The 24,592-nt window shown below is 63.3% G+C and carries 14 protein-coding genes; 7 read left to right on the forward strand and 7 right to left on the reverse strand.

Features of this window, described 5'->3' with window-relative positions; translation table 11 throughout:
• Positions 1-18 precede the first annotated feature (18 nt).
• Genes AB6B38_RS03900 through AB6B38_RS03910 form a run of 3 tightly spaced genes read left to right on the forward strand, consistent with a single transcriptional unit; the run spans position 19 to position 3,197 of the window.
• Positions 19-1,461 (forward strand): aldehyde dehydrogenase family protein, encoded by a 1,443-nt coding sequence (locus tag AB6B38_RS03900; RefSeq protein WP_371394453.1) that lies wholly within the window; start codon positions 19-21, stop codon positions 1,459-1,461.
• 6 nt (positions 1,462-1,467) lie between these two features.
• Complete coding sequence (locus AB6B38_RS03905; RefSeq protein ID WP_371394454.1) at positions 1,468-2,325, forward strand: SMP-30/gluconolactonase/LRE family protein; 858 nt, start codon at positions 1,468-1,470, stop codon at positions 2,323-2,325.
• A complete protein-coding gene (locus AB6B38_RS03910; protein WP_371394455.1) occupies positions 2,322-3,197 on the forward strand; it encodes an aldose 1-epimerase in 876 nt (291 codons plus the stop codon). Before AB6B38_RS03905 ends, AB6B38_RS03910 begins: the two co-directional genes overlap by 4 nt.
• Here AB6B38_RS03910 and AB6B38_RS03915 read toward each other — a convergent pair.
• Positions 3,191-4,975 carry an IlvD/Edd family dehydratase gene (locus AB6B38_RS03915; protein ID WP_371394457.1) on the reverse strand — a complete coding sequence of 595 codons (1,785 nt, stop codon included), beginning with the start codon at positions 4,973-4,975 and terminating at the stop codon, positions 3,191-3,193. The genes AB6B38_RS03910 and AB6B38_RS03915 overlap by 7 nt on opposite strands.
• A 196-nt stretch (positions 4,976-5,171) precedes the next feature.
• On the reverse strand, positions 5,172-5,930 hold the full coding sequence (locus AB6B38_RS03920; protein WP_371394458.1) for a FadR/GntR family transcriptional regulator: 759 nt from the start codon (positions 5,928-5,930) through the stop codon (positions 5,172-5,174).
• A 241-nt stretch (positions 5,931-6,171) separates the two neighbouring features.
• Here AB6B38_RS03920 and AB6B38_RS03925 point away from each other — a divergent pair, with 241 nt between their 5' ends.
• Together AB6B38_RS03925 and AB6B38_RS03930 are read left to right on the forward strand one after the other, a co-directional pair.
• A complete protein-coding gene (locus AB6B38_RS03925; RefSeq protein ID WP_371395069.1) occupies positions 6,172-8,598 on the forward strand; it encodes a glycoside hydrolase family 3 N-terminal domain-containing protein in 2,427 nt (808 codons plus the stop codon).
• 38 nt (positions 8,599-8,636) lie between these two features.
• Positions 8,637-11,531, forward strand: a complete 2,895-nt coding sequence (locus AB6B38_RS03930; protein WP_371394459.1) for a glycosyl hydrolase 115 family protein — start codon at positions 8,637-8,639, stop codon at positions 11,529-11,531.
• A 189-nt stretch (positions 11,532-11,720) separates the two neighbouring features.
• On the opposite strand, the gene AB6B38_RS03935 is transcribed toward AB6B38_RS03930, so the two are convergent.
• The 5 genes from AB6B38_RS03935 to AB6B38_RS03955 form a co-directional block, all read right to left on the reverse strand.
• Positions 11,721-13,514 carry a glycoside hydrolase family 43 protein gene (locus AB6B38_RS03935; protein ID WP_371394460.1) on the reverse strand — a complete coding sequence of 598 codons (1,794 nt, stop codon included), beginning with the start codon at positions 13,512-13,514 and terminating at the stop codon, positions 11,721-11,723.
• 101 nt (positions 13,515-13,615) lie between these two features.
• Positions 13,616-15,130, reverse strand: coding sequence for a tryptophan halogenase family protein (locus AB6B38_RS03940; protein WP_371394461.1), 1,515 nt, complete (start codon positions 15,128-15,130; stop codon positions 13,616-13,618).
• 10 nt (positions 15,131-15,140) lie between these two features.
• Positions 15,141-16,658 (reverse strand): tryptophan halogenase family protein, encoded by a 1,518-nt coding sequence (locus AB6B38_RS03945; RefSeq protein ID WP_371394462.1) that lies wholly within the window; start codon positions 16,656-16,658, stop codon positions 15,141-15,143.
• Positions 16,655-18,133: a tryptophan 7-halogenase gene (locus tag AB6B38_RS03950; protein ID WP_371394463.1), complete on the reverse strand. Its 1,479-nt coding sequence runs from the start codon at positions 18,131-18,133 to the stop codon at positions 16,655-16,657. Before AB6B38_RS03950 ends, AB6B38_RS03945 begins: the two co-directional genes overlap by 4 nt.
• A gap of 3 nt (positions 18,134-18,136) precedes the next feature.
• Positions 18,137-19,660: a tryptophan halogenase family protein gene (locus tag AB6B38_RS03955; protein ID WP_371394465.1), complete on the reverse strand. Its 1,524-nt coding sequence runs from the start codon at positions 19,658-19,660 to the stop codon at positions 18,137-18,139.
• A gap of 273 nt (positions 19,661-19,933) precedes the next feature.
• Between AB6B38_RS03955 and AB6B38_RS03960 the strand changes: the two genes are divergently transcribed.
• Complete coding sequence (locus AB6B38_RS03960) at positions 19,934-23,179, forward strand: TonB-dependent receptor (protein WP_371394466.1); 3,246 nt, start codon at positions 19,934-19,936, stop codon at positions 23,177-23,179.
• 95 nt (positions 23,180-23,274) lie between these two features.
• Positions 23,275-24,588 (forward strand): cation:proton antiporter, encoded by a 1,314-nt coding sequence (locus AB6B38_RS03965; RefSeq protein WP_371394467.1) that lies wholly within the window; start codon positions 23,275-23,277, stop codon positions 24,586-24,588.
• The last annotated feature ends 4 nt before the right edge of the window (positions 24,589-24,592 follow it).

A 24,592-nucleotide genomic window follows, 5' to 3' on the forward strand; every position in this document is an offset into this window, starting at 1 on the left:
AGAAAGGGACCAAATATCATGGCCACCACACTCGAACTGTCGCACTGGATCGGGGGCAAGAAGCAGGGGGGAGACCGTCCGGCCGAAAGCCTCAACCCGTCCGATACCCGCGATGTGGTGGCCAGGGTGCCTGATGGCTCGCCGGACGATGTGAACGCCGCCGTGGCGGCCGCCCGCGCTGCCTTCCCGGCCTGGTCAGCGGCTTCGCCGGAAGTGCGCTCTGACGTGCTCGACAAGGCGGGCACGCTGCTGATGCAACGTGCGCAGGAGGTCGGCGCACTGCTATCCCGCGAGGAAGGCAAGACGCTTCCCGAAGGCATTGGCGAGACGATGCGCGCGGCGCGCATACTGAAATACTTCGCCGGGGAGGCATTGCGCCTGCACGGGCAGAACCTCGCGTCCACCCGTCCGGGGGTGGAGGTGCAGACCTATCGTCAGGCGGTGGGTGTCTATGGCCTCATCACGCCGTGGAACTTCCCGATTGCCATCCCTGCCTGGAAGGCCGCGCCTGCGCTGGCCTTCGGCAATACGGTGGTGCTCAAACCCGCCGGCCATACACCGGCTACGGCAGAGGCGCTGGTGGCGATCCTGCACGAGGCGGGCCTGCCTGAGGGCGTACTGAACATGGTGATTGGCCGGGGCGGGGTGGGTCAGGCCATTGTCGACCACCCGGATGTCAACGCCATCTCGTTTACAGGCTCGCAGAAAGTGGGCGCCGGCGTGGCGGCCGGGGCTGTCGCCCGTCAGGCGCGTGTGCAGCTGGAAATGGGTGGCAAGAACCCGCTCATCGTCCTCAATGATGCTGATATCGAGCGGGCGGTGACCATCGCGCTCGACGGTGCCTTCTTCTCGACCGGCCAGCGCTGCACGGCCTCCTCCCGCCTGATCGTGGAAGACGGCATCCATGACAAATTCGTTGCCGCCCTTGCCGAACGTGTGAAGGCGCTTCGCGTTGGTGATGCGCTCGACAAGGAGACGCAAATTGGCCCTGCAGTCAGCGAGGACCAGCGCGAGACGAGCTATCGCTATATCGAGGTCGCCACGCAGGAGGGCGGCAGGATTGTCGCTGGCGGTGACCGCCCGCAGATGGAAAAGCCCGGCTGGTATGTCCAGCCGACCCTGATAACGGACACTGAAGCCGCCATGCGGATCAATAATGAGGAGGTGTTTGGCCCCGTCGCCTCTGTGATCCGCGCGAAGGATTACGAGGAAGCGCTTCACATCGCCAATGGGGTGGAATTCGGCCTGTCGGCGGGCATCGCGACCACGTCGCTGAAATATGCGCGTGACTTCCAGCGCCGCGCGAGGGCAGGGATGGTGATGGTCAATCTGCCGACGGCGGGCGTGGACTATCACGTGCCGTTTGGCGGGACCAAATCCTCCTCCTACGGCCCGCGCGAGCAGGGCTTTGCGGCGGCCGAGTTCTTCACCCAGGTGAAGACCGCCTATAGCTGGTCGTAGTCTGCGATGAGCGCGCCGGAACTCCTGTGGGATGCCAGATGCGAGCTGGGCGAAGGCCCGGTGTGGGACGCGGCGCGGCGTTGCGTCTGGTTTGTCGATATCAAGGGGCGCCGCCTGCACCGCTATGGCGTTGAGGACGGTAGCAAGGCCAGCTGGGCGACGCCGGACCAGACCGGGTTTGCCCTGCCGGCCGATGATGGCTCCCTGGTGTGCGGTGTGCGTGGCGGGCTTCACCGGTTTGATCCCGGCACGGGGGATTTCTCTGCCCTGATCGAAGTGGAGCGCGACCGCCCGCAAAACCGCATCAATGACGGGTTTGTGGCACCTGACGGCTCGCTCTGGTTCGGCACGATGGATGATAGCGAGGCGGAAAAGTCCGGCGCGCTCTATCGCTGGGCTAACGGTGTGCTGACGCTGATGGATGACGGCTACGGCGTCACCAACGGTCCCGCGCTGAGCCCCGATGGCGCCACGCTCTACCATCACGACACGCTGGACAAGACCATCTACGCCTTCGGCCATGCCGGTGGCCGCATCTCGGGAAAGCGCGTGTTTGCGCGCACCGAGGAGGGCTATTGCGACGGGCCGAGCGTGGACAGCGCCGGCACACTCCATGTCGGCCTGTTCGGCGGGTGGGGCGTGGCGAAGTTTGCTTCAGACGGGCGCTATCTCGGCAAAATCGCGTTTCCGGTCTCCGCCGTCACCAAGGCGGCTTTTGGCGGGGATGACCTCAAAACCCTCTACTGCACGACCGCCTGGCTGCACCAGAGCGCAGAGGCCCGCGCCGCGCAGCCGCTGGCGGGCGGGCTCTACAGCGTGCGCGTTGACACGCCCGGCCTGCCACAGAACCTGATCCGGCTGTGACGCTGGAGCTTGCCGCTGGTGGCTGGCGGGCCACGCTCCTGCCGGGTCTTGGCGGTGCCATCGGCTCGCTCAGCTTTAGAGGGTGCGACGTATTGCGGCCCACGCCATCCGGGACGGCGGATGTTCTGGCAACTTCCTGCTTTCCGCTCTTTCCCTATGCCAACCGTGTGGCCAATGGGCGCTTCATCTGGGCGGGAGACGCCGTGCAGTTGCCAGTTCTGCCAGGCTTTGCGCCGCACGCCATACACGGGGTGGGCTGGCAGCGCGCCTGGCAGGTCAATGGCGTGAACGATAGTGCTGCCCAGCTACGCCTTGATGCCGGCGGTGATGGCGGCTGGCCCTGGCGGTTCGTGGCTGAACAGGACATCACCCTGACGGATGCCGGGCTGCGCATCGATCTTCGCCTGACGAACTGCGATGACAATCGCGTGCCTGCGGGGCTGGGTCTGCATCCGTATTTCCCGCTGGGTGCGGGCGGGCGGCTGAGCCTGACAGCGAAAAAGGTGTGGCTGAGCGACGAGACGCTCATCCCCTCGACGCTCGCCGATGCGTCCGCCATCTACGATTTTGCGCAAGGTGAACGCCTGCCCGCCCGCACACTCATCGATCATTGCTATGAGGGCTGGGACGGGGTGGCGGAGCTGACGATAGCGGAGCGCAGTGTGACGGTGAAAGCTGATACCGGACGGGTCCATATCTACGCGCCGCAGGCAGGCGGGTTCTGCTGTGTGGAGCCGGTTACGCACCGCCCCGACGCTCTGAATGCCCGGCCGGATGAACCGGGCATGCCCGTTATCGAACCCGGCGCGCAAACGTCGCTGCGGATGGAAATCTCGGCCGTCAACACAACAGCCTCCCAACCCGCTCAGTGATTGTCGCGCGGGTTGCCGAGCGTATCGATGATCCGGTGATATTTGACCGCAGGCTCGAGCGTGGCGCCGGTATCAAGCTGGCCTGTCATGGAGCGCTGGATCTCCTGCCACGGCGTTTGTGAGGCCGGATAGGCATATCCGCCGGCCTCTTCCAGCATTTTGCGGCGTTTCGCGATGTCGTCCTCGGAAACCAGCCAGTCCACACGGGCAGTGTTGAGATCAACACGCAGCCGGTCACCGTTTTCCAGCAGGGCGATATTGCCCATGGCGGCCGCCTCCGGACTCGCGTGCAGGATGGAAGCCGAGCCGGATGTGCCAGATTGCCGCCCGTCACCCATGCAGGGCAGGGCGGTGACACCCTGTTTGATGAGGTAGGCGGGCGGGCGCATATTCACCACCTCGGCCGCTCCGGGATGACCGATCGGTCCTGATCCGCGCATGACCAGAATGGAGTTTTCCGTGATGTTTTCGGCCGGGTCGTCGATGCGGTGATGGTAGTCCTCCGGCCCGTCGAAAACGGTCACCACCCCCTCGAATACGTTGGGAGCCTGCGGATCGGACAGATAGCGTTGCCGGAATTCCGGCGAGATAACGCTGGTCTTCATCACCGCGCTGTCAAACAGATTGCCGGTCAGTACGAGAAAGCCGGCTTTCTCCATCAGCGGCGCGTCAAAGGTCCGGATGACGTCCGGCAGGATGATACGGGCGTCCTTGCAGTTCTCACCGATCATCTGTCCGTTGACCGTGAGGGCCTGCTCGCGGATCAGGCCCTGGTCCATAAGCTGGCGAACCACGGCCGGAACACCGCCTGCCTGATGGAAGTCCTCGCCCAGATAGGTGCCAGCGGGCTGCAGATTGACCAGAAGCGGAATATCATGGCCGTGTTTTTGCCAGTCGGACAGCTCCAGTTCGACCCCTGAATGACGCGCCAGTGCCATCAAGTGGACCACCGCATTGGTCGACCCACCAATGGCAGAATTGACCGCAATGGCGTTCAGGAAGGCGTCGCGGGTGAGGATGCCCGACGGCTTGAGGTCCTCATGGACCATCTCCACGATGCGCTTGCCCGTCACATAGGCCATTTGCGGGCGTTCCCGGTACGGCGCGGGAATGGCCGCGCTGCCGGGCAAACTCATGCCCAGCGCCTCGGTCAGCGAGTTCATGGTGGTGGCCGTGCCCATCGTGTTGCAATAGCCGACTGAAGGCGCGCTGGTGGCGACGAGCTCGATAAAGCCTTCATAGTCCAGCTCGCCCGCCGCCATCATCTGGCGCGCCTGCCAGATGATGGAGCCGGAGCCGACGCGCTTGCCTTCATGCCAGCCATTGAGCATGGGCCCGACAGAGAGCGCGATTGCCGGGATGTCCACGGTCGCCGCCGCCATCAGGCAGGCCGGTGTGGTCTTGTCACAGCCAATGGTCAGCACCACCCCGTCCAGCGGGTAGCCGTAAAGCAGCTCAACAAGACCCATATAGGCCAGATTGCGGTCCAGCCCGGCGGTAGGCCGCTTGCCGGTCTCCTGGATGGGGTGAACGGGAAACTCCAGCGCAATACCGCCAGCCTCACGTATGCCTTCGCGCACGCGCTGGGCGAGGGTTATGTGATGGCGGTTACACGGCGCGAGATCAGAGCCGGTCTGGGCGATGCCGATAATGGGTTTGCCCGATCGCAGCTCCTCCAATGTCAGGCCGTAATTGAGATAACGCTCGAGATAGAGCGCAGTCATGTCCGGGTTTTCAGGGTTGTCAAACCATTGCCGGGAGCGCAGCCGCTTGGACATAACTGATCTGCCTTGTTCAACAGCCTGTATACAAGCCAGTTGGGGATATCTCTGCGTACCCGATCCGGCCGTGCCAGATCATGGTTTTGGAGATGCTCGATAAGTCAGACAATTATAGCCAATTCTGCATCTTCGCAAGTGCGTGCAGTCACGCATGGTGCAGCGCGGCAGCTCGGAAAAAGCGCGGAAGGCAGGGTCAGCTTGCGGCGCTGCGCCGTTTCCGGCCGGCTGGCGTGGGCCGTTTGAGTGCGCGTGATGTGTCCTGGAGTGCGGCCCGCACGAGGATTTCCATCGCGGCTCTCGCATCGTCCGGCCCGCCCGCAGCGATGGCGTCGAACACTTTCCAGTGCTCGGGCATGGGGTCGCGGGGAAGCTCGTCCTTGCGGGCCTTGTAGACAGTGGTCCAGTGGACGCCCGCGCCAATTGTGCTGGCAAGGCAGACCAAGGGCGGGTTGCCGGTCGCTTCAAGAATGATGGCATGAAACTCGCGGTCGGCGTCGCGCCCCTCCGCCGTCATCACGGTGTGCTGCTCCATGCGCATCAGCGCTTCGCGCATCCGGGTAAGCTGGCGGGTATCACGGCGGGCTGCAGCCAGAGCGGCGGCGGCGGGCTCCACTATCAGGCGCAACTCGAAAAGGCCGTTTACCAGCTCTGGTGAAGGCTCTGCTTCGAAGAACCAGGCTAGCACGTCCGGATCGAGCAGATTCCACCTGGCCTGTTCGGTAACACGCGTGCCGGTTTTCGGGCGGCTTTCGACCAGCCCCTTCGCGGCGAGAGTGCGCACCGCTTCGCGGTAGGCGCTGCGGGAGACTTTCAGTCTTTCGCTGAACTCGATCTCGGTCGGTAATATTTCGCCAGACCGATACTTTCCCGACACGATGGCCACGCCAAGATCGTGTGCAATCGTACCGTGAATACGGGCTGCAGGTTGCCCCGGGCGGACCAGGGCGCTCATGTCAGCACGGTGCCGGGCATCCATTTGCGACTTCTCCGGATTGATGCCGCCGGACCCGACAGGGTCGGCAATCAGACATATCAACCTGCAAATGCCGTGATAGTGCGAAGCGGTGCTGCTGTCCACCTGAAGCAACTAGTCGGACAAATTCATTGACCTGAAGCGCATCTCCAAACTACGGTATGGTAACGCTAACATGGCCGGCCGCTACACGAGCCGGAACGCCGGGGAGGAAAGCATGATGATAATGGGGCAAATACGCAGACCTTTGCACGCTGTGGCCGGGGTTGTCGCAGGCGGCGCGGTGCTGTTGATGCTGGCCGGATGGACGGCTGCCTATTCGCGCGGCGGTGCCGCGCAGGACGAAACCCCTCTGTATCGCGACGCCTCCCAGCCGGTCGACGCGCGGGTCGAAGACCTGCTCTCACGCATGACGCTGGAGGAGAAGGTCGCCCAGATGATCGGCATCTGGCTGTCCAAGGGTGATTTGGAGACGCCCGAGGGCGAATTCTCCCCGGAGAACGCGTCGCAGAACTACCCCCACGGCATTGGCCAGATTTCGCGTCCCTCCGATTTCCGGGGCGCGGACCCTGAAAACGTCGCGGCGGGTGTCTCCGAAGGCGCGGTCAACCGTACCGAGCGCCAGACCGCCGAATACATCAATGCCGCCCAGCGCTGGGCGATTGAGGAAACGCGCCTTGGCATTCCGATCATGTTCCACGAGGAGGCGCTGCACGGTTATGTGGCGCGCGGTTCGACCAGCTTCCCGCAATCGATTGCGCTGGCCAGCACCTGGGACCGCGATCTCGTTGAGCGCGTCTTCAATGTCGCCTCGCGTGAGGTGCGCGCCCGCGGGGCACGTCTGGTCCTGTCGCCTGTGGTCGATGTGGCGCGCGATCCGCGCTGGGGCCGGATCGAGGAGACCTATGGCGAAGACCCCTATCTGGTCACCGAGATCGGCCTTGCCGCCATTCGCGGCTTCCAGGGCGAGACCCTGCCGCTGGAGCCGGAGCGTGTGTTTGTGACGCTCAAGCACATGACCGGCCATGGCGAGCCGGAATCGGGCATCAATATCGGCCCGGCCAATATCTCCGAGCGCACCCTGCGCGAAGTGTTCTTCCCGCCCTTCGAGGCGGCGATCACGCAGCTTCCCGTCATGTCGGTCATGGCCTCCTATAACGAGATTGACGGTCTGCCGAGCCATGCCAATCGCTGGTTGCTCAACGACGTGCTGCGCGAGGAATGGGGCTTTGATGGTGTGGTGGTCAGCGATTACTTCGCGGTTCGCGAGATCATCACCCGCCACCAGATGCTCGACGATATCGATGACGCCGTCGTGCGCGCAATTGATGCGACGGTAGATATCGAACTGCCTGATCCCGATGGCTTCCCCCACCTGGTCCGCCTGGTTCAGGAGGGACGCGTCTCGGAGGAGGCGATTGACGCTGCGGTGCGGCGCCTCCTGGCGATGAAATTCCTCGCCGGTCTCTTCGATGATCCTTACGTCGACGAGGATGCTGCCGAAGGTCTGACGGCGACACCTGATGCCATTGCGCTGGCGCGTGAAGCGGCTCAGCGGGCCATGGTGCTGCTGTCGAACAATGGCACCCTGCCGCTGGACCCCGCCCGCACCGGCACGCTTGCCGTGCTGGGCACCCATGCGGTGGACACACCGCTGGGCGGGTATAGCGATATCCCCCGCCATGTGGTCAGCGTGCTGGAAGGCATGCAGAACGCCGCCGAGGAGCACGGCAATTTCAACGTCATCTATTCTGAAGGCGTGCGCCTGACCGAAAGCCGCGAATGGGCCGCCGACGAGGTCGATCCCGTGCCTGCCGAGGTCAATGAACGCCTGATCGCGGAGGCCGTGGAGGCTGCGCGCGGGGCAGACGTGATCCTGATGGTGCTGGGCGAGAACGAGCAGCTCAGCCGCGAGGCATGGGCCTACGATCATCTGGGCGACCGTCCGACGCTGGAGCTGTTTGGCCAGCAGATGGATCTGGCGCGGGAGATTTTCGCGCTCGGCAAGCCGACCGTCGTCCTGCTGCTCAATGGCCGTCCGCTGGCGATCCAGGAATTGCTGGAAGAAGCCGATGCGGTGATCGAGGGCTGGTATCTGGGTCAGGAGACCGGCAATGCGGTCGCCGATGTGGTGTTCGGCGCGGTCAATCCGGGCGGCCGCCTGCCGGTGAGCTTTGCCCGTTCTGCCGGCCATTTGCCGGTTTTCTATAACCACAAGCCGACCGCCCGGCGTGGCTATCTGCTCGACGAAGTAAGCCCGCTCCTGCCGTTCGGCTTTGGCCTGTCCTATACGTCGTTCGAGATGTCCGCGCCGCGCTTCCAGCGCTCCACCATTCGCGTAGGCGAGACGGCGATTGTGGAGGTTGATGTGCGCAACACCGGCGACAGGGAAGGCGATGAGGTCGTCCAGCTCTATGTGCGCGACGATGTGGCATCCATCACGCGGCCGGTGCTGGAGTTGAAGGGCTTTGAACGTATCACCCTGCGTCCGGGCGAGCGGCGCACAGTACGCTTCGAGCTTGGGCCGGACGCGCTGTCGCTGTGGAATCTGCAGATGGAGCGGGTTGTCGAGCCGGGCACCTTCACCATCTCGGCGGGTCCGAACTCGGCAGAGCTGCAGTCGGCGACCCTGACTGTAGCGGAATGACGGCCATCTGACCCAACAGGAAAAGGAAGGCCAGCCCGATGAGCATTTGTCCAATCTCCCGCGGTCTCGTGCTCCCGGCGCTTCTGGCCTTGCTTTTCCTGACGGGGCCGGTGGCGGCCCAGCATCCGGTCCGCGGGGTATGCGATGGCCCTGCCGGCGTGTGTGCCGGGTCTCCGCCGGTTTCCGCCTTTCCCCTGATCGTTTCTGGCGAGCCGACTGTTGTGCGTACCGATCCCGGCGATTATCCGGGCCTGCTGCGCGCCGCGCAGGATCTGCGCGATGATCTTGACCGCGTGTCGCGCGGGGAAATCCCTGTAGAAATCACCAATCTGCGGCGTGTGGACGGCCGCGGCATGGCCGTTATCGCCGGGGTTCTGGGGCGCAATCACGATATTGACCGGCTGGTCGAAGAGGGCCGGCTGGATGTATCCGGTGTGGCCGGCGAGTGGGAGGCTTATGTCCAGCAGGTGGTCGATAACCCCGCCCCCGGCATAGACCGCGCGCTGGTGATTGCCGGCTCCGATATGCGCGGGGCCATATTCGGCATTTATGACCTCTCAGAGCGCATGGGCGTCTCGCCCTGGTACTGGTGGGCTGATGTGCCAATCGAGCGCCGCAGCGATCTCTACGTCACCGAAGGACGCCGGGCAGAGCGCCCGCACGTGCGCTACCGGGGCATCTTCCTCAATAACGAGAACCCGGCCCTGCTCGGCTGGGTCAACGAGACCTATGGCGGCTTCAATCACCGCTTCTATGGCGATGTGTTCGAGCTGATCCTGCGCTTGCGCGGCAATTATCTCTGGTCGGCCATGTGGGGGAAAGCCTTCTACGATGAAGATGCGCTCAATCCCATCACGGCAGAGGCGATGGGCGTCGTCGTCGGCACCACCCATCACGAACCCATGCTGCGCGCCCATATCGAGTGGGAGCGCTATGGCACCGGCGAGTGGAATTACCGCACCAATGCGGACAATCTCCAGCGCTTCTGGCGTGAGGGGATCACCCGGCTTGCGCGCCATCAGACGCCGGTCGTGCTCGGCATGCGCGGCGATGGCGATGAAGCCATGAGCGACGAGACCGAGGTGGAGCTGATGGAGCGTATTGTCGCTGACCAGCGCGCCATCATCGAGGAGGTGACGGGCCGCCCCGCCAGCGAGACACCGCAGATGTGGGCGCTCTACAAGGAGGTGCTCGATTATTACGACGAGGGCATGCAGATGCCCGACGACGTGATGATCCTGTTTGCCAATGACAATTGGGGCAATATCCGCCGCGTGCCGCAACCGGGCGAGGAACGCGCGGGCGGGTTCGGCATGTACTATCATTTCGACTATGTGGGCGGTCCGCGTAACTACAAATGGATCAACACCACCCAGATCGCGCGCACCTGGGAGCAGATGAATATTGCGTGGGAGTTCGGCGCCGATCAGCTCTGGCTGGTCAATGTCGGTGATCTGAAGCCCATGGAACTGCCGATCAGCCACTTCCTGACCCACGCATGGAATCCCGAGGCTATGACCCAGGACGTGATGGAAGGCTTCACGCGCGGCTGGGCCGCCCAGCAGTTTGGCGAGGATCATGCCGACGATATCGCCGCGCTGCTGACGGGCTACACGAACTACAATTCACGCCGCAAGCCGGAGATGGTCGGGCCGGATACGTACAGCCTTGTCAATTTCGATGAGGCCGAGCGCATCCTCGCCGAATGGGACGCTCTGGCAGAGCTGGCCGATGCCGTGCGGGAGCGCCTCGATCCTGAATATCACGACGCTTTCGTCCAGCTGGTCTGGTATCCGGTGATCGCGGCGGGCAATCTGAACCGGCTGCATATCGAGACCGCGCGCAACCGGCTCTATGCCGCGCAAGGGCGCGTGGCGGCCAATGCCAGCGCGGATGCGGTGCGCGAAGCGTTTGAGCGCAGCCATGAACTCGACCGCATCTACGAAGAGGACGTGGCCGATGGCCGTTGGGTCCACATGATGGCGCAGACCCGCATCTCCTATACCTACTGGCAGCAGCCTGAAGAAGATATCCTGCCGGATCTGGAAAGCGTGACACCGGCGCGCGGCGCGGTGCTGGGTATTGCCGTGGAGGGCGATGAACGGGCCTGGCCGGGTGCAGACGGCACGCCAGCTCTGCCCGTCTTCTACCGCTATGGCCGTCAGACCCGCCATATCGATCTGTTCGACAGAGGTATAAGCCCGGCCCGCTATACGCTCGCTGCCGGCGCGCCCTGGGTGCGCCTGTCGCAGACGCAGGGACGCGGCGATGGCCGGGTCGCGGTCTCCATCGACTGGGATTCGGCGCCCGAAGATGAGGCCAGCGCGGTCATCTCCGTCACGGGTCCTGACCGGAACGTTATCGAGATCGAGGTGAGGGCGGTGAACCCCGCTATCATGCCTGCTGAAGGCGCGTTCGTGGAAGCCGATGGCTTCGTCGCCATGGAGGCGGCGCATTTCGCCCGTGCGATTGATGGCGAGAGCGTGGAGTGGCGCACCGTGCCAAATCTCGGCCGGACGCTCTCATCGGTGACGCTCTTCCCGCCGACCGCAGAGGCCGTCACGCCCGGCGGCGAGTCCCCGCGGCTGGAATACGATATCCACCTGCTTGAAGCCGGTGAGGTGGAGGTGCAGGTCACGCTATCCCCGACGCTCGATTTCAGAGGGCTGGGCGGTTTGCGCTATGCCGTCTCCATCGGGGACGAAGTCCCGCAGATCATCAACATGCATCTCGATGACAGTGACGCCACATGGGAACGCAATGTCGGCAATAATTCGGTCGTCCATACCAGCCGCCACACCGTGGAGGCAGGCCCGCAAGTCTTGCGCATCTGGATGGTTGATACCGGCCCCGTCTTCCAGCGCATCGTGATCGCGCGTGGGCAGCTGCCACAGACCTATCTCGGCCCGCCGGAGAGCTGGCGGGGACGGTAGGGGGTGGGTTCGGGTGCTCACAGTTCCGCCTCCCCTCGTTTTCCCGGCGAAAGCCGGGACCCAGAAAAAACTAGGCACCTGCTTGCGCCGGTGAAACGCAAATATTTGTTATCTATATAGTTATGGGCCCGGCTCGGGGGCTGCCCCCCCGGAAGCACGCAGCGCTGTCCGGGGTTTCAGCGCCTGTTCCTATTCGCCTGAATACGCGTACGGCCCCATGGTCACGCCGACAAACCCGCCTGCAATCCGGGTGGAGAGCAGCGTGCCGTCCGCGTCTTCCAGCAAAGGCTGCCACCGGCCTTCCTCAAGCGCGTAGTGGAAGTCGTATTCGCCTGCCCGGGCGGTGATGCGCAGGTCGATCGGTGCGCCCGCCTCGCCTTCAAAGGGGACGCTGGCAAGGATTTCGCCATGCACGTCCTGCTCCGGCCCGGCGCGGCGCTCCACCCGGATCACATCGCCGTCTCCATCGCGGGCAAGCCCGATGAAGTACCAGTACTCATCGCTCTGCAGGGCCACGAGCCCGGCCCGGTCGCCCGCCGCCTGCGGCTCAAAGCGCATGCGCATGGAAGCGCTGGCATACATGTGCTGCTGGCGGCGTCCGAGATAGGACGGGTTGGCGTTCTCGCCCAGCGCCACATTGCGCGCGGTCAGCACCAGGCTGCCCGGCTCGCTGTCGAGATCATGCCAGCTTTCCTGCGGCAGGCGCAGCATCATCCAGTGCGGGGGCAGGGGGCCTGAAAAGTCCTCATGCACCTCGAACGCGCCCGCCATGGGCGGATCGGCCGGTTCCTGCGGCGGCAGGTCCGGGCGGCGATAGGCATAAGGGATGAGATCGCCGTCCCCGGTCATGCGCGGCCAGCCCTCCTCCCAGCTTACCGGCATCAGGAAGGTCTCGCGGCCCGTATTGTAGAGATCATCGCCATAGGGCCGCACGGCGAGGAAGGTGCCCCACCATTCGCCCGACGGTGTGGTGACGAAGCTGGCATGGCCGGCAGAGGTGATGGGGAAGGGCCGGTCGCGCGGCAGATCGCGCTGGGTGAGGATGGGATTACCGTCCCACGCCTCGTAGGGCCCCATCGGATTCTCACTGCGCAGGACGACCTGTGAGTGGCCTTCTGCCGTGCCGCCCTCGGCGCAGATCAGATAGTACAGCCCGTCCACCTTGTAGATGTGCGGGCCTTCGATCCAGATCGGCTGGGTAGAGAAATCCACCCCGCCATCGACCAGCACGATGCGCTCGCCGAATGTGGTGAGGGTTTCCAGATCAAACTGCTGGATCCATACCGCGCGGTGGCCGTCATATTCCGGCTCGCGGTCTGGCGGGCCATTGTTGAGGATGTAGGCGCGTCCGTCCTCGTCGACGAAGAGGGAGGGGTCGATCCCGCCCGCGAGATCAGGCAGCCAGACCGGAGCGGACCACGGCCCTGCCGGATCGGTTGCGCTGATGATGAAATTATCGCCGCAATCCACACACGTGTTGAGCATGTAAAATGTGCCGTCATGGTAGGCCATGGCTGGCGCGAAAATGCCGCGCGAGAGCCCCAGATTGCCGAAATCCACCATGTCGGTGCGGTCCAGCGCATTGCCGATCTGCGTCCAGTTCACCAGATCGCGGCTGTGAAACACCGGAAGGCCGGGAAAATAGGCGAAGGTGGAGGTGGTCAGGTAATAATCCTCGCCCACCTGCAGGATGTTGGGATCCGGATAGAAGCCGCCCAGAACCGGGTTCTGGAACTCGCCCTCGCCTGCCGGGAAGGCCTCGTGGGCTGGATCGCCGCCCTCATAATGGAACCAGTCGAGCCGGGCCAGCAGCGGGCCGTCCTCACCGGCTTGCGGTGCTTCGGCTTCGCTATCGGAATTGCCAGCGTGCGGGGGTGCAGGCGGCGCTGCGTTGTCACCTGCTTCCGGCGCTTCACAGGCTGCCAGCATAAGCGCCAGCGCGCTGGCTCCGGTCAGGAGCGCGGAGTTGCTTTTCCGGGTCATGGTGTTCCTCCCTCAGATCGGTTGCGGGGCGTTTCGCCTCCATAATTGTTAGCGCTATCATTTCAGGTGAAATCACACCGCGCAAGGAAAACCGGGATACCTCACGCCGCTTTCGCGGCGCAGTTCATGGCGATGAAGTCAGCATGGCCCGGCATCTGGTCTGCACAATTGCCGATCACCGAATGCAACTCGTTCATGCGCGCGCGCAGCGTGGCCTCGTCCATGGCCTCGACCACCGGGTCATAGCTGCGCGGCACCAGGCCCTGACCGATCATTACGGCGAACCAGCTGGTATCGTTGAACAGCTCGTCATTATCGCGGAAGATCCGCCCGTGGCTCTCGAAGATGCGGTATTTCTCTTTCAGGGTTTCCGGCACGTCCATGGAGCGGCAGTATTCCCAGAGCGGCGTGTTGTCGCGCTCGGTGAGGTGATAGTGCAGGATGATGAAGTCACGCACCTGCGCGAACTCGCGCGCGATCATGAAGTTGTAGCGCTCGATATCGGCCGGCTCGAAATCGCGGCTGGGGAAGAGGGTAAGCAGGCGCGCAATCCCGCTCTGTATGAGGTGGATAGAGGTGGATTCCAGTGGTTCGAGGAAGCCTGAAGCCAGCCCCAGTGCCACCACATTCTTCACCCACGCCTTTTTGCGTCTGCCGGTCACGAAGCGCAGCGGGCGCGGATCGGCCAGCGCCTCGCCGTCGAGATTCGCCATCAGCTTGGCCGCAGCCTCATCGTCGGAAATGAACTGGCTGGAATAGACATATCCATTGCCGATGCGATGCTGGAGCGGGATACGCCACTGCCAGCCTGCCTCGCGCGCAGTGGAGCGCGTGTAGGGCGTAAACTCGCCATCCCCGTGCGCGCACGGCACCGCCACGGCGCGGTCGCAGGGCAGCCAGTGGGTCCAGTCCTCATAACCGGCCTTTAGGGTCTGCTCGATCAGTAGGCCCCGAAAACCGGAACAGTCGATGAAGAGCTCGCCTTCGATCTTCTGTCCGCTTTCCAGCTCCACGCTCTCGATGAAGCCGTCCTCACTACGCTGGTGAACCTTTGTGATCTTGCCTTCCTGGCGCTTCACCCCGCGCGCCTGCGAATAGCGGCGCAGGAAACGCGCATAGAGCGAGGCGTCGAAATGGAAGGCATAGGCGATGCGCGAAAGGGGCGAATTGCCTGCATTCACCGGCCGCATGAAGCGGTTCTGGCTCGCCGCGACCGAGGTCAGCGAATAATCGGTCACAAGGCGCGGATCGCCGCCATGCATCATGCGCAGCCAGTAGGCATGGAAGGACACGCCGTCCATATCCACGCCGAACGGTCCGAACGGGTGGAAATAGGTGTGGTTCTTCTTGCCCCAGTCGACGAACTCGATACCCAGCTTGAATGAGCCTTGCGTCTCGCGGACGAAATCGTCCTCATCCAGCCCCAGCATGCGGTTATAGATATTGATCTGCGGGATGGTGGCCTCGCCGACACCGACAATGCCGATCTCTTCAGATTCAACGAGCGTGATGTCGGCATAGCGGGGGCCAAGGATTTTCGCGAAGGCGGCTGCCGTCATCCAGCCGGCCGTGCCGCCGCCCACGATTACGATTTTGCGTATCCGGTTCCCGTCCATCTCGTCCCCCTCAGGCGGCCTCTGGCGCGCGGCAATGCTGATTGATGAAGTCGGCGTGCAACGGCATGGAGCCAGCGGCATCGCGTACCATGGCGCGTATCTCGTCCAGCGCGCGGGCAATGTTGTCCACCGGCGCGGCATCGACCAGCGGGTCGTAGCCGTCCGGCATCACGTTCTGGCCCAGCAGGACCGCATACCAGCTGGCTTCGGCGAAGAGTTCATCCTCATAGCGGAAGAGGCGGCCCTTGCTACGGAACAGGGCGAGCTTGCGCGCCAGCGTCTCCGGCACGTCCATGTGGCGGCAGGCATCCCAGAGCGGTACGCCTTCGCGCTCATTGGCGTGATAATGCAGGATGATGAAGTCGCGGATGAACCCGATCTGCTGGTCGGTCAGCCGGTTATACTCATCAATCTCGACGTTCGAAAAACCGCTATCGGGAAATAGCGCCAGAAGCCGTGATATCCCGCTCTGGATGAGGTGGATAGAGGTGGATTCTAGCGGTTCGAGGAAGCCTGAAGCCAGCCCCAGAGCGACAACGTTCTTCACCCACGCCTTTTTGCGTCTGCCGGTCACAAAGCGTAGCGGGCGCGGATCGGCCAGCGCCTCGCCATCGAGATTGGCCATCAGCTTGGCCGCAGCCTCGTCGTCGGAAATGAACTGGCTGGAATAGACATAGCCATTGCCGATCCGGTGCTGCAGCGGGATACGCCATTGCCAGCCTGCCTCGCGTGCTGTCGAACGCGTGTAGGGCGTAAACGCGCCATCCCCGTGCGCGCACGGCACGGCGACGGCGCGGTCACAGGGCAGCCAGTGGGTCCAGTCCTCATATCCGGCCTTTAGCGTCTGCTCGATTAGCAGCCCTCTGAAGCCGGAGCAGTCGATGAAGAGCTCGCCTTCCACGCGCTGCCCGCTTTCCAGCTCCACGCTCTCGATGAAGCCGTCCTCACTACGCTGGTGAACCTTTGTGATCTTGCCTTCCTGGCGCTTCACCCCGCGTGCCTCGGAATAGCGGCGAAGGAAGCGGGCATAGAGCGAGGCGTCGAAATGATAGGCCCAGTGAAGCTGGGTCACCGGATTGCGGAATTGCGGGGAGATGCCGCCAAACCGGTTCTGATAGGCTGCAACGGCACACAGATTGTACTCGGCGAAATCGGCTGCCCGGCCTAGCCTGCGCAGTTTCAGCCAGTACTGGTGGAACTTCACCGCATTCATGTCCGCGCCGAACGGGCCGAACGGATGGATGTAGCGATGGCCGGGCCGGGTCCAGTCCACGAACTCGATACCCAGCTTGTAGCTGCCTTGTGTGGCTTTCAGGAATTCGCGCTCATCAATCCCCAGCACCTCGTTGAACTGGCGGATGGGCGGGATGGTGGCTTCGCCGACGCCGACAATGCCGATCTCCTCGGACTCAACCAGCGTGATCTGCGTGACGCCATTGCCGATAAGGCGCGAAAGCGCAGCGGCTGCCATCCAGCCGGCCGTGCCGCCGCCCACGATCACCACTTGCCTTATGGGCGGCGCGCTCATGGCCGGCTCCCATGCAGCTGGGCCAGCATGTCGCCATGGGCTGGCAGGCGCTGGGCGGTGTTGGCTACGAGCTGGCGCACCTGCTCGCAGCGCTGTTTCAGCGCCGCTTCATTCAGACCGTTGGCCAGCGGATCATGGTCACGCGGCTCCACGCGTGCAGCGATGAAGGCCGCGGCCCACATCGCCTCGTTATAAAGTCCGTCCTCGCTGCGCGGAATGCGGCCTCTGGCGTCAAAGAGCGCCCTGTGGCGGGTGAGTTCCGCAGAAGGCTCAAGCGTGCGAGCGGCCTTCCAGGGCGTCTCTTCGCGCGTTTGTGCGGTGTAGAAGAGGGCGGTGAAATCGCGGGCCGAGCTGGTCTCGGCGGCGAAGACGCGGCAGTACTCGCGCGCTTCCACCACCCCGCCACCCTCATGCGGAACAAGTTTAAGGAAGCGCAAGGCCGCACTCGCCGCGAGATGATGCTCGGCGCTTGCAAGGGGGTCTGGAATGCACGCCGCTGCGCCAATGGCGAGGCAGTTGGCGCTCCATGGTGTCCCCCGCCTGCCGGGATTGAAGGCGGATATGTTCGCATTGCCGCCCAGGCGTTTTACTGCGGCGTCATCATCCATTTCGCCGGAGGAAAAGATGATCTGGCTGGCGGTGGCTTTGTAGAGCGGCATGCTGCGCTGCCAGCCAGCGCCGATCGCTTCATTGCGGGTCAGGGGAGAAGGCGAGGCGCTGTCGTCGGCCAGGGCGCTGGCGATCTGGTCAAGCCCCGGCACCGCCCAGCTTTCCCATGCCACGCCTAGCACGCCGGATATCAGCGCCGCGCGCTCACCTGTGGCGTCGATGAAGAGGTCGGCGCTAATCTTGCGGCCATCGTCCAGTACGGCGGCGGTCAGCCTGCCATCTGCGCCGCGCTCTGCCGACACCACACAGCCCTCGACTGCTGTCGCACCAGCCTTCAAGGCTGCGTCCCGCAGGTGCCGGGCATAGCCGCCCGACTCCAGATGCAGGCCGAAATCCAGCGTGGAGAGGATCGAGGCAGGATCGGGCGAGGGCGGCGCAAACCGGCCAAGACGGGCTGCTGATCCAGCGAGCGAGAAGGCGGCGAGGTCCATATCGCGCACCCGGGTGCCGAGCCGCATCAATTGCTGATGAAAGCGCACCGGGCCGACATCCGCGCCTGTATCTCCATAGGGCAGGATGGCCGTGCCGCCGGTCGTCCAGCCAGTATAGCTCTCACCCAGCTTGAAACTGCCGCGCGCAGCGCGCAGGGCCGCGATGTCATCGATACCCAGCGCATGATGGTGGTCCTGAATGCCGGGCAGGGTGGACAGCGCCAGCGTGTGACTGCCAAGGCTCTCATCCGCCCCATCATGGGTCACACTGATCTGCGTGCCGAGGGGGAGAAGCGCGCGTGCGCTCGCCAGCGCAATCAGCCACCCGGCGACCCCGCCGCCGGCAATCAGGATATGTCGGGGTGCGCCGCTCATGGCTCAGCCTGCTGCGCTGGCTGGCGGGCGGGTCATGCCGATGGCCACGCCGTGATGGGGCAGGGTATCCGCGAGCGCCGCGATCTCGGTCTTCATGCGGGCAAAGCGCGCGCGCGCGGCGTCTTCAGGTATGGCTTCTGCCAGCGGATCGAAGCGCCTGGGCAGGATGCGCTGGCCAATATAGACCGCGATCCAGCTTGGCGGCAGGAAAACGCCGTATTCATAAGCGGTGGGCACGCCGCGCTCGCGGAACAGCTCCATCTTCCATTTGAGGGAGTCCGGAATGTCCATGGCCCGGCAATAGTCCCAGAAGGGCGTGTCGTCCCGCTCGGTCGCGTGATAGTGCAGGATCAGGAAGTCGCGCACCCGCTCGTACTCCATGCTCATGGATTGGTTGAATTCCTCGGCGTCAGCCGGATCCCACGCGCCGGTGGGGAAGAAGTCCAGCAGATACCCAAGCGCCACCTGGATAAGGTGGATGGAGGTCGATTCCAGCGGTTCCAGGAAGCCACTGGCGAGACCTATCGCGACGCAGTTCTTGCTCCATTGCTGGCGGCGTTTGCCAGTCAGGAAACGCAACCGGTTGGGTTCAGCCAGCGCCTCGTTTTCCAGCGCGTTCATCAGGATGTCTTCGGCGCGCGCATCGTCCATGAAGGCGCTGGAGTAGACATGGCCGTTACCGACGCGGTGCTGAAGCGGGATGCGCCAGCACCAGCCCGCCTCCTGCGCGGTGGCGCGGGTGAAGGGCGGCAGCTCGTGCGTGGACGCACTCGGCATGGCAATGGCGCGGTCACACGGCAGCCAGTGCGACCAGTCCTCATATCCGGCTTTTAGCGCCTGCTCGATGATGAGACCCCGGAAGCCGGAACAATCGATAAAGAGATCACTCTCAATCCTGGTGCTGTCCTCCAGCGTGATCGACGTGACAAATCCCGTCTCCCCGTCCAGCGCCACATCGACAACACGCCCTTCGGTGCGCTTCACCCCGCGCGCTTCAGAGAAACCGCGCAGGAAGCGCGCATAAAGCGCCGCGTCGAACTGGTAAGCATAGGAGAAGGTGGACAGGAGCGAGCCCATATCCGTCGTTGGGCGTGCAAAGCGCTCGCGCCGCGCCATCTGGATGGGCAGGGAGTAATCGTCGATCGGCCCCATGGCCGCTTCCCCGCCCAGCCTCTGCCAGTGATGGTGAAAGCTGACCGGGTCATCGGGATGTCCGTAATCACCGAAGGGGTGAATATAGGCATCGCCCTTGCGCGCCCAGTTGCGGAATTCGATCCCCAGCTTGATCGTGGCCTTGGTGTCTCTCAGGAATCCCGCCTCATCAATTCCCAGCGTCTGGTTGAAATGGCGGATATGAGGCAGGGTGGATTCGCCGACTCCGACGGTGCCTATCGCCTCTGATTCGACCAGTTCGATGGCCGTGCCGGTGCCTTTCAGGCCGTGCGAGAGCGCAGCGGCCGCCATCCAGCCGGCGGTGCCGCCGCCGACAATGACGACCTTTGAAATCTGCCTCCCCGGCGTGCTCATTGGCTCAGCCTGTTCTTATTTGTCAGACAAGCGGCGCTGCCATCTTGCCCTGCACATCATCCTATTCACGCTTGTGCCGGGTGGTCAACGCGGGCTGGCTGCCCCGCGTGTCGCGTTTGTGTCGGCTGTTAAAGTTTTTTGAATTGGTAGGACGGAAAGGGGTTGCGGGTGGACTGATGTTGCGCTACGGATTTATTAATCAGACATAAGCGCCAAACCAAAATGGTAGCGCTAACATAAAAATATAAACGAACATAAGGGGAGGGAAGTCTGATGTTTGTATCGTTTGAGGAGAAGTGCGTCCGCCGTCGGCTGTCCACGCACGAGCGCCTGTTGTCGGGGGCGTCGGCCATGGTGCTGGCGGCCTGTATGTTTACCGGCCCCGCTCTCGCGCAGGTCCAGGAAGAGGACGATGAGGGAGCCGAGGCTTCAAGCGCCGAGGTGATTGTTGTCACCGGTTTTCGTGCCAGCCTGCAGACTTCGCAGGATATCAAGCGCGACGCGCAGGTGTTCGTGGACTCGATCACCGCCGAGGATATAGGCGCCCTGCCGGACCGTTCGGTCACCGAGGCGCTTCAACGTGTGCCCGGCGTGTCGATTGACCGCTTCCAGGCGGGCGTAGACCCGGATCACTTCTCCATCGAAGGCAGCGGCGTTGTCGTGCGCGGCCTGACCTGGGTCCGTTCGGAACTGAACGGACGGGATACATTCAGCGCCAATAACGGCCGGATACTGAGTTTCGCCGACGTGCCGGCCGAGCTCCTCGGCGGCGTCGATGTCTTCAAGAACCAGTCAGCCGATATGATCGAGGGCGGCATTTCGGGCAGCGTGAACCTGCGCACCCGCGTGCCCTTCGACTCATCGGGGCGCATGCTTGCGGCGTCCTTCGAGGCGAGCTATGGCGACTTCTCGGAGGAGTGGAGGCCAACCGTTTCCGCGCTGTTCTCTAATCGTTGGGAGACGGCCAATTCTGGCGAGTTCGGTTTCCTGATCAATTATGTGAACTCCCAGCTCGCCGCGCGCAGCGATGGTCAGCAGATTTCCAATTTCGGCCAGCGTACGCTTTACGATAATGGCGACGTTATCAATGACGGCTCTGCCACGGCCGTCGGGCCTGTTTGGTTCCCGCGCGGTGCGGCCTTCCGGACCCAGGATTTTGAGCGCGAGCGTGAAGGTATCGGTGCGGCGGCGCAGTGGCGCAGCCCGGACCGGACCATTGAGGCCACCGCCCAGTTCCTGCGCTCGGACTCGCAGCAAGCCTGGACCGAGCATGCGATTGAAATCGCGACCGACAACGTGGCCGATCAGGGCGACTCCCGTGCCTTTCCCGGAACCACGCTTTCCTTCGGCCCGGACGGCGTGTTTACGTCCGGCCTGATTACCAGCGATTTTACGGGCTGGCGTGACGGCCAGTTCGATGGTCCGGGGTCACGCGGTGTGCGCACGCCAGGCTGGGGTCTGCAAAGCAATAATATCCGCCGGGACCAGCAACAGCAGTATGTGACGACCGATTACGGCTTCAATCTGCGCTGGGCGCCGGAAGGCCCCTGGTCGTTCAACGTCGATTACCAGCGCGTGGAATCCTCGGTGGACGTGCTCGATTTCACCTTGTGGAACTCCACCTATCAGGATGCTGAAATCCAGTTGCGTGGCAGCGATATTCCGATTGTCCGGTTCCACAATCCCGGCCGGTTTGTCACGCCAGGCAATCCGGGCGAGGCACCTGCTGGTGTTCCCTGTACGGTCACGGCCAATGACTGCCCGGACTATCCCGGTCATACCAATCTGAGTTCGCCAGCGGCCACATTCACCCGCTCGGCCATGGATCATATCGAACGTAGCGAAGGCACGCTGGACGCCTTCCGGTTCGATGCCGATTACAGCTTTGACGACTCCAGCTGGCTGCAATCGATCCGCTTCGGTGCCCGGCGTTCGGTCCGCAACCAGACAACCCGCTTCTCCACGTATAACTGGGGTGTGGTCTCCGAGCAGTGGGGCAGTGGCGGTCCGATCTGGCTGGATGGCAACGTGGCTGGCATTGGCAACCTTGCCAATTATCACAGCCCGTTCGGCTTCGATAACTTCATGCGGGGCGATGTTCCGGTGCCGACCGGCGATCAGCCGCGCCTGTTCTGGAATTCGGACACCGTTCAAAACTATCAGCGCATGATCAATTACGCGCGCGGTGTGAATGATGCGTGGCGTCCTGACACGGCCTGCGGCCAGCCGCAGAACTGGCAGCCGCTGCATCTGCGCTGCGGTGTCGGCGCGGACTCGCCCTTCCTGTTGCAGGAGATCAATCCGTCGCGGGAGCAGACCGATGCACTCTATGCCATGGCCCGCTACAATGTGGATCTTGACCGCGGCGCAAGCCTGAGCGGCAATTTCGGGGTGCGCTTCGTGCGCTTCGACAGGACGGCGAGCGGCTGGCTTTCATTCAACCAGCAGGGCTTCCTGTCGGACGCGGAATGTGCTGCACAGGCTGCCGATCCGCTTCAGACGCCGTCCACCTTCTGTCAGCTTGATCCGCAGGTCAGGGCCGACGCCCGTGTATTTGCCGATGGCTCGCTGGAGGCAAATGACGCGAGCTATACGGATGATTTCTGGTTGCCGAGTTTCAATGCCGTGCTGCGGCTTGAAAACGGCTGGCAGTTCCGTCTTGGCCTCTCGAAGGCTCTGACATGGCCGGATATCGGCCTGACCCGGAACTTCTACGATATCGAGCTGTCGACCAATGCGCAGGATATCATTGATGGCCGTCCTACGGGCCGGTTCAATGTGGGTAATCCCCTGCTGCGTCCAATCCGCTCGGATAATTTCGACCTGTCGGCCGAGTGGTATTTCGCAGATGTCGGCTCGCTTACTCTGTCGCTCTTCTACAAGCGTCTGCACGATGTCCACACGAATGGTACCGAGCGGCTGTCCTTTACCAATAACGGTGCGACCTTCGACGCGGTGGTGACGACACCGGTCAACTCCGACAGCACCGGCACGGTGCAGGGCTTCGAGATCGCCTACCAGCAGGTCTATGACATGCTGCCGGCGCCGTTCAACGGGCTCGGTGTCCAGGCGAACTACACCTATGTAGACTCCTCGGGCGTGAGCCAGTCGACCTTGTCAGCGACCGACCCGGATGTGGCTGCAGGCAACGTGGCCAATGTGGACACGTCCCGTCTGCCACTGCAGGGCCTGTCGGAGCACACGGCCAACCTCGCGGCCTTCTATGAAGGCGAGCGCTGGTCGGCGCGCCTGGCCTATGCCTGGCGGTCGGAATTCGTGGTGACGGTGCGCGACGTGATCGTGCCGTTCGCCCCGATCATCCAGGAAGACTCAGGGCAGCTTGACGGGTCGATCTTCTTCTCCGTCAACGAGAACGTGCGGATCGGGCTGCAAGGCGTGAACCTCACCAACGAAGTCACCCGTACCAGCCAGGTGCTCGACAATGACCTTCTGACCGCCCCGCGGTCGTGGTTTATGAACGACCGGCGCTTCACCTTCGTGGTCCGCGCCAGCTACTAAGAGGTCTTTCTCCTGGTGGGCGTGTGGTCAAAGGCTTGCCTTGGGCCACACGCCCTCTTCTTCTGCGCGAAGACATCAAGGAGAGGTGAGGGGTAATGAGCGTAGCAGAGCTCAGCGTAATCTTCTTCGCGCAGCTTGCTGTGATTATCGCCGCATGCCGGACGGTTGGCTGGCTGGCGCGCCGCTATCTCGGCCAGCCACAGGTCGTAGGCGAGATGATCGCCGGCATCATTCTCGGCCCCTCTCTTTTCGGTCTTTTTCTGCCTGAGTTTCAGGCCGTCATCTTCCCTGAAGAATCCCGCGGCCTTCTCTATTCCGGCGCACAACTCGGCGTCGGGCTTTACATGTTCCTTGTCGGGCTGGGCTTCCGGACCGGCGAGTTCCGCGCCAAGGCCGGCAGCGCGGCCGCTGTCTCATTATCGGGCATCGCCGCGCCGTTCCTCATCGCCGTGGTGCTCACACCTTGGCTGATGGAGGTGCCGGGGCTCTTTTCCGAGGCTGCGACCCAGCTGCAGGCCAGCCTCTTCATGGGCGCAGCCATTGCGATCACCGCCTTCCCCATGCTGGCGCGGATCATTCACGAGCGCGGGCTCTCCGGAACGCCGCTCGGTACGCTCTCGCTTTCGTCCGGGGCGATTGGTGATGCGGCGGCGTGGATCGTGCTGGCCGTTGTCGTGGCAAGTTTTGGCGGGGGTATGGGCGCGGCCTGGATCACCATTGCCGGCGCGATTGCCTTTACCGTCTTCATGGTCACGTTCGCCCCGCGCCTGCTCGCCCCTCTCGGCCGTATCGTGGAGCGTGAAGGCAAGGTCAGCCATGGCGTGCTGGCGGTCACGCTGGTACTCTTCCTGCTGGCCGCCTTTGCGATGGACGCCATCGGCATTCACGCCGTGTTCGGGGGGTTCCTCCTGGGCGCAGTGATGCCGCGCGGGGTCTTTGCCAGCGAAGTGCGCCGCATGCTGGAACCGGTCGCGGTCGTGCTCTTCCTGCCCATGTTCTTCACCTATTCGGGCCTGCATACCCAGCTGACGCTAGTGAACAGCCCGGACCTGATTATTGTTGCGATCGCTGTGCTCGCGGCGTCAGTGCTGGCGAAGTTCGGCGCTTGCTGGGCGGCGGCGCGTCTGACTGGTCAGGATAATGCGACCGCCCTTGGCATTGGCGCGCTTATGAATGCGCGCGGGCTGATGGAACTCATCATCATCAATATCGCCTTGCAAGCGGGCATAATCGGCCCGTCTCTGTTCTCCATTCTGGTCGTGATGGCTGTGGCAACCACGCTGATGGCCACACCGCTCTTCGAGTGGGTGTACGGGCGCAAGGCAAGACAGGCGGGCCGGCTCGGCGCGCTGGAAGAGGGGGGCGGTGCCGACCCGGTGCCGTCAGAGAAGAAGCAGCTTGCGGAGTGATATC

Source organism: Glycocaulis abyssi, assembly GCF_041429775.1.
Taxonomy (GTDB): domain Bacteria; phylum Pseudomonadota; class Alphaproteobacteria; order Caulobacterales; family Maricaulaceae; genus Glycocaulis; species Glycocaulis abyssi.

Bases quoted from the DNA above. Each gene is read 5' to 3' on its own strand.
- AB6B38_RS03950 (WP_371394463.1), bottom strand. From the start codon at position 18,133: ATGAGCGGCGCACCCCGACATATCCTGATTGCCGGCGGCGGGGTCGCC.
- AB6B38_RS03905 (WP_371394454.1), top strand. From the start codon at position 1,468: ATGAGCGCGCCGGAACTCCTGTGGGATGCCAGATGCGAGCTGGGCGAA.
- AB6B38_RS03965 (WP_371394467.1), top strand. From the start codon at position 23,275: ATGAGCGTAGCAGAGCTCAGCGTAATCTTCTTCGCGCAGCTTGCTGTG.
- AB6B38_RS03955 (WP_371394465.1), bottom strand. From the start codon at position 19,660: ATGAGCACGCCGGGGAGGCAGATTTCAAAGGTCGTCATTGTCGGCGGC.
- AB6B38_RS03925 (WP_371395069.1), top strand. From the start codon at position 6,172: ATGATAATGGGGCAAATACGCAGACCTTTGCACGCTGTGGCCGGGGTT.
- AB6B38_RS03920 (WP_371394458.1), bottom strand. From the start codon at position 5,930: ATGAGCGCCCTGGTCCGCCCGGGGCAACCTGCAGCCCGTATTCACGGT.
- AB6B38_RS03935 (WP_371394460.1), bottom strand. From the start codon at position 13,514: ATGACCCGGAAAAGCAACTCCGCGCTCCTGACCGGAGCCAGCGCGCTG.
- AB6B38_RS03960 (WP_371394466.1), top strand. From the start codon at position 19,934: ATGTTTGTATCGTTTGAGGAGAAGTGCGTCCGCCGTCGGCTGTCCACG.
- AB6B38_RS03930 (WP_371394459.1), top strand. From the start codon at position 8,637: ATGAGCATTTGTCCAATCTCCCGCGGTCTCGTGCTCCCGGCGCTTCTG.
- AB6B38_RS03915 (WP_371394457.1), bottom strand. From the start codon at position 4,975: ATGTCCAAGCGGCTGCGCTCCCGGCAATGGTTTGACAACCCTGAAAAC.
- AB6B38_RS03940 (WP_371394461.1), bottom strand. From the start codon at position 15,130: ATGGACGGGAACCGGATACGCAAAATCGTAATCGTGGGCGGCGGCACG.
- AB6B38_RS03945 (WP_371394462.1), bottom strand. From the start codon at position 16,658: ATGAGCGCGCCGCCCATAAGGCAAGTGGTGATCGTGGGCGGCGGCACG.
- AB6B38_RS03900 (WP_371394453.1), top strand. From the start codon at position 19: ATGGCCACCACACTCGAACTGTCGCACTGGATCGGGGGCAAGAAGCAG.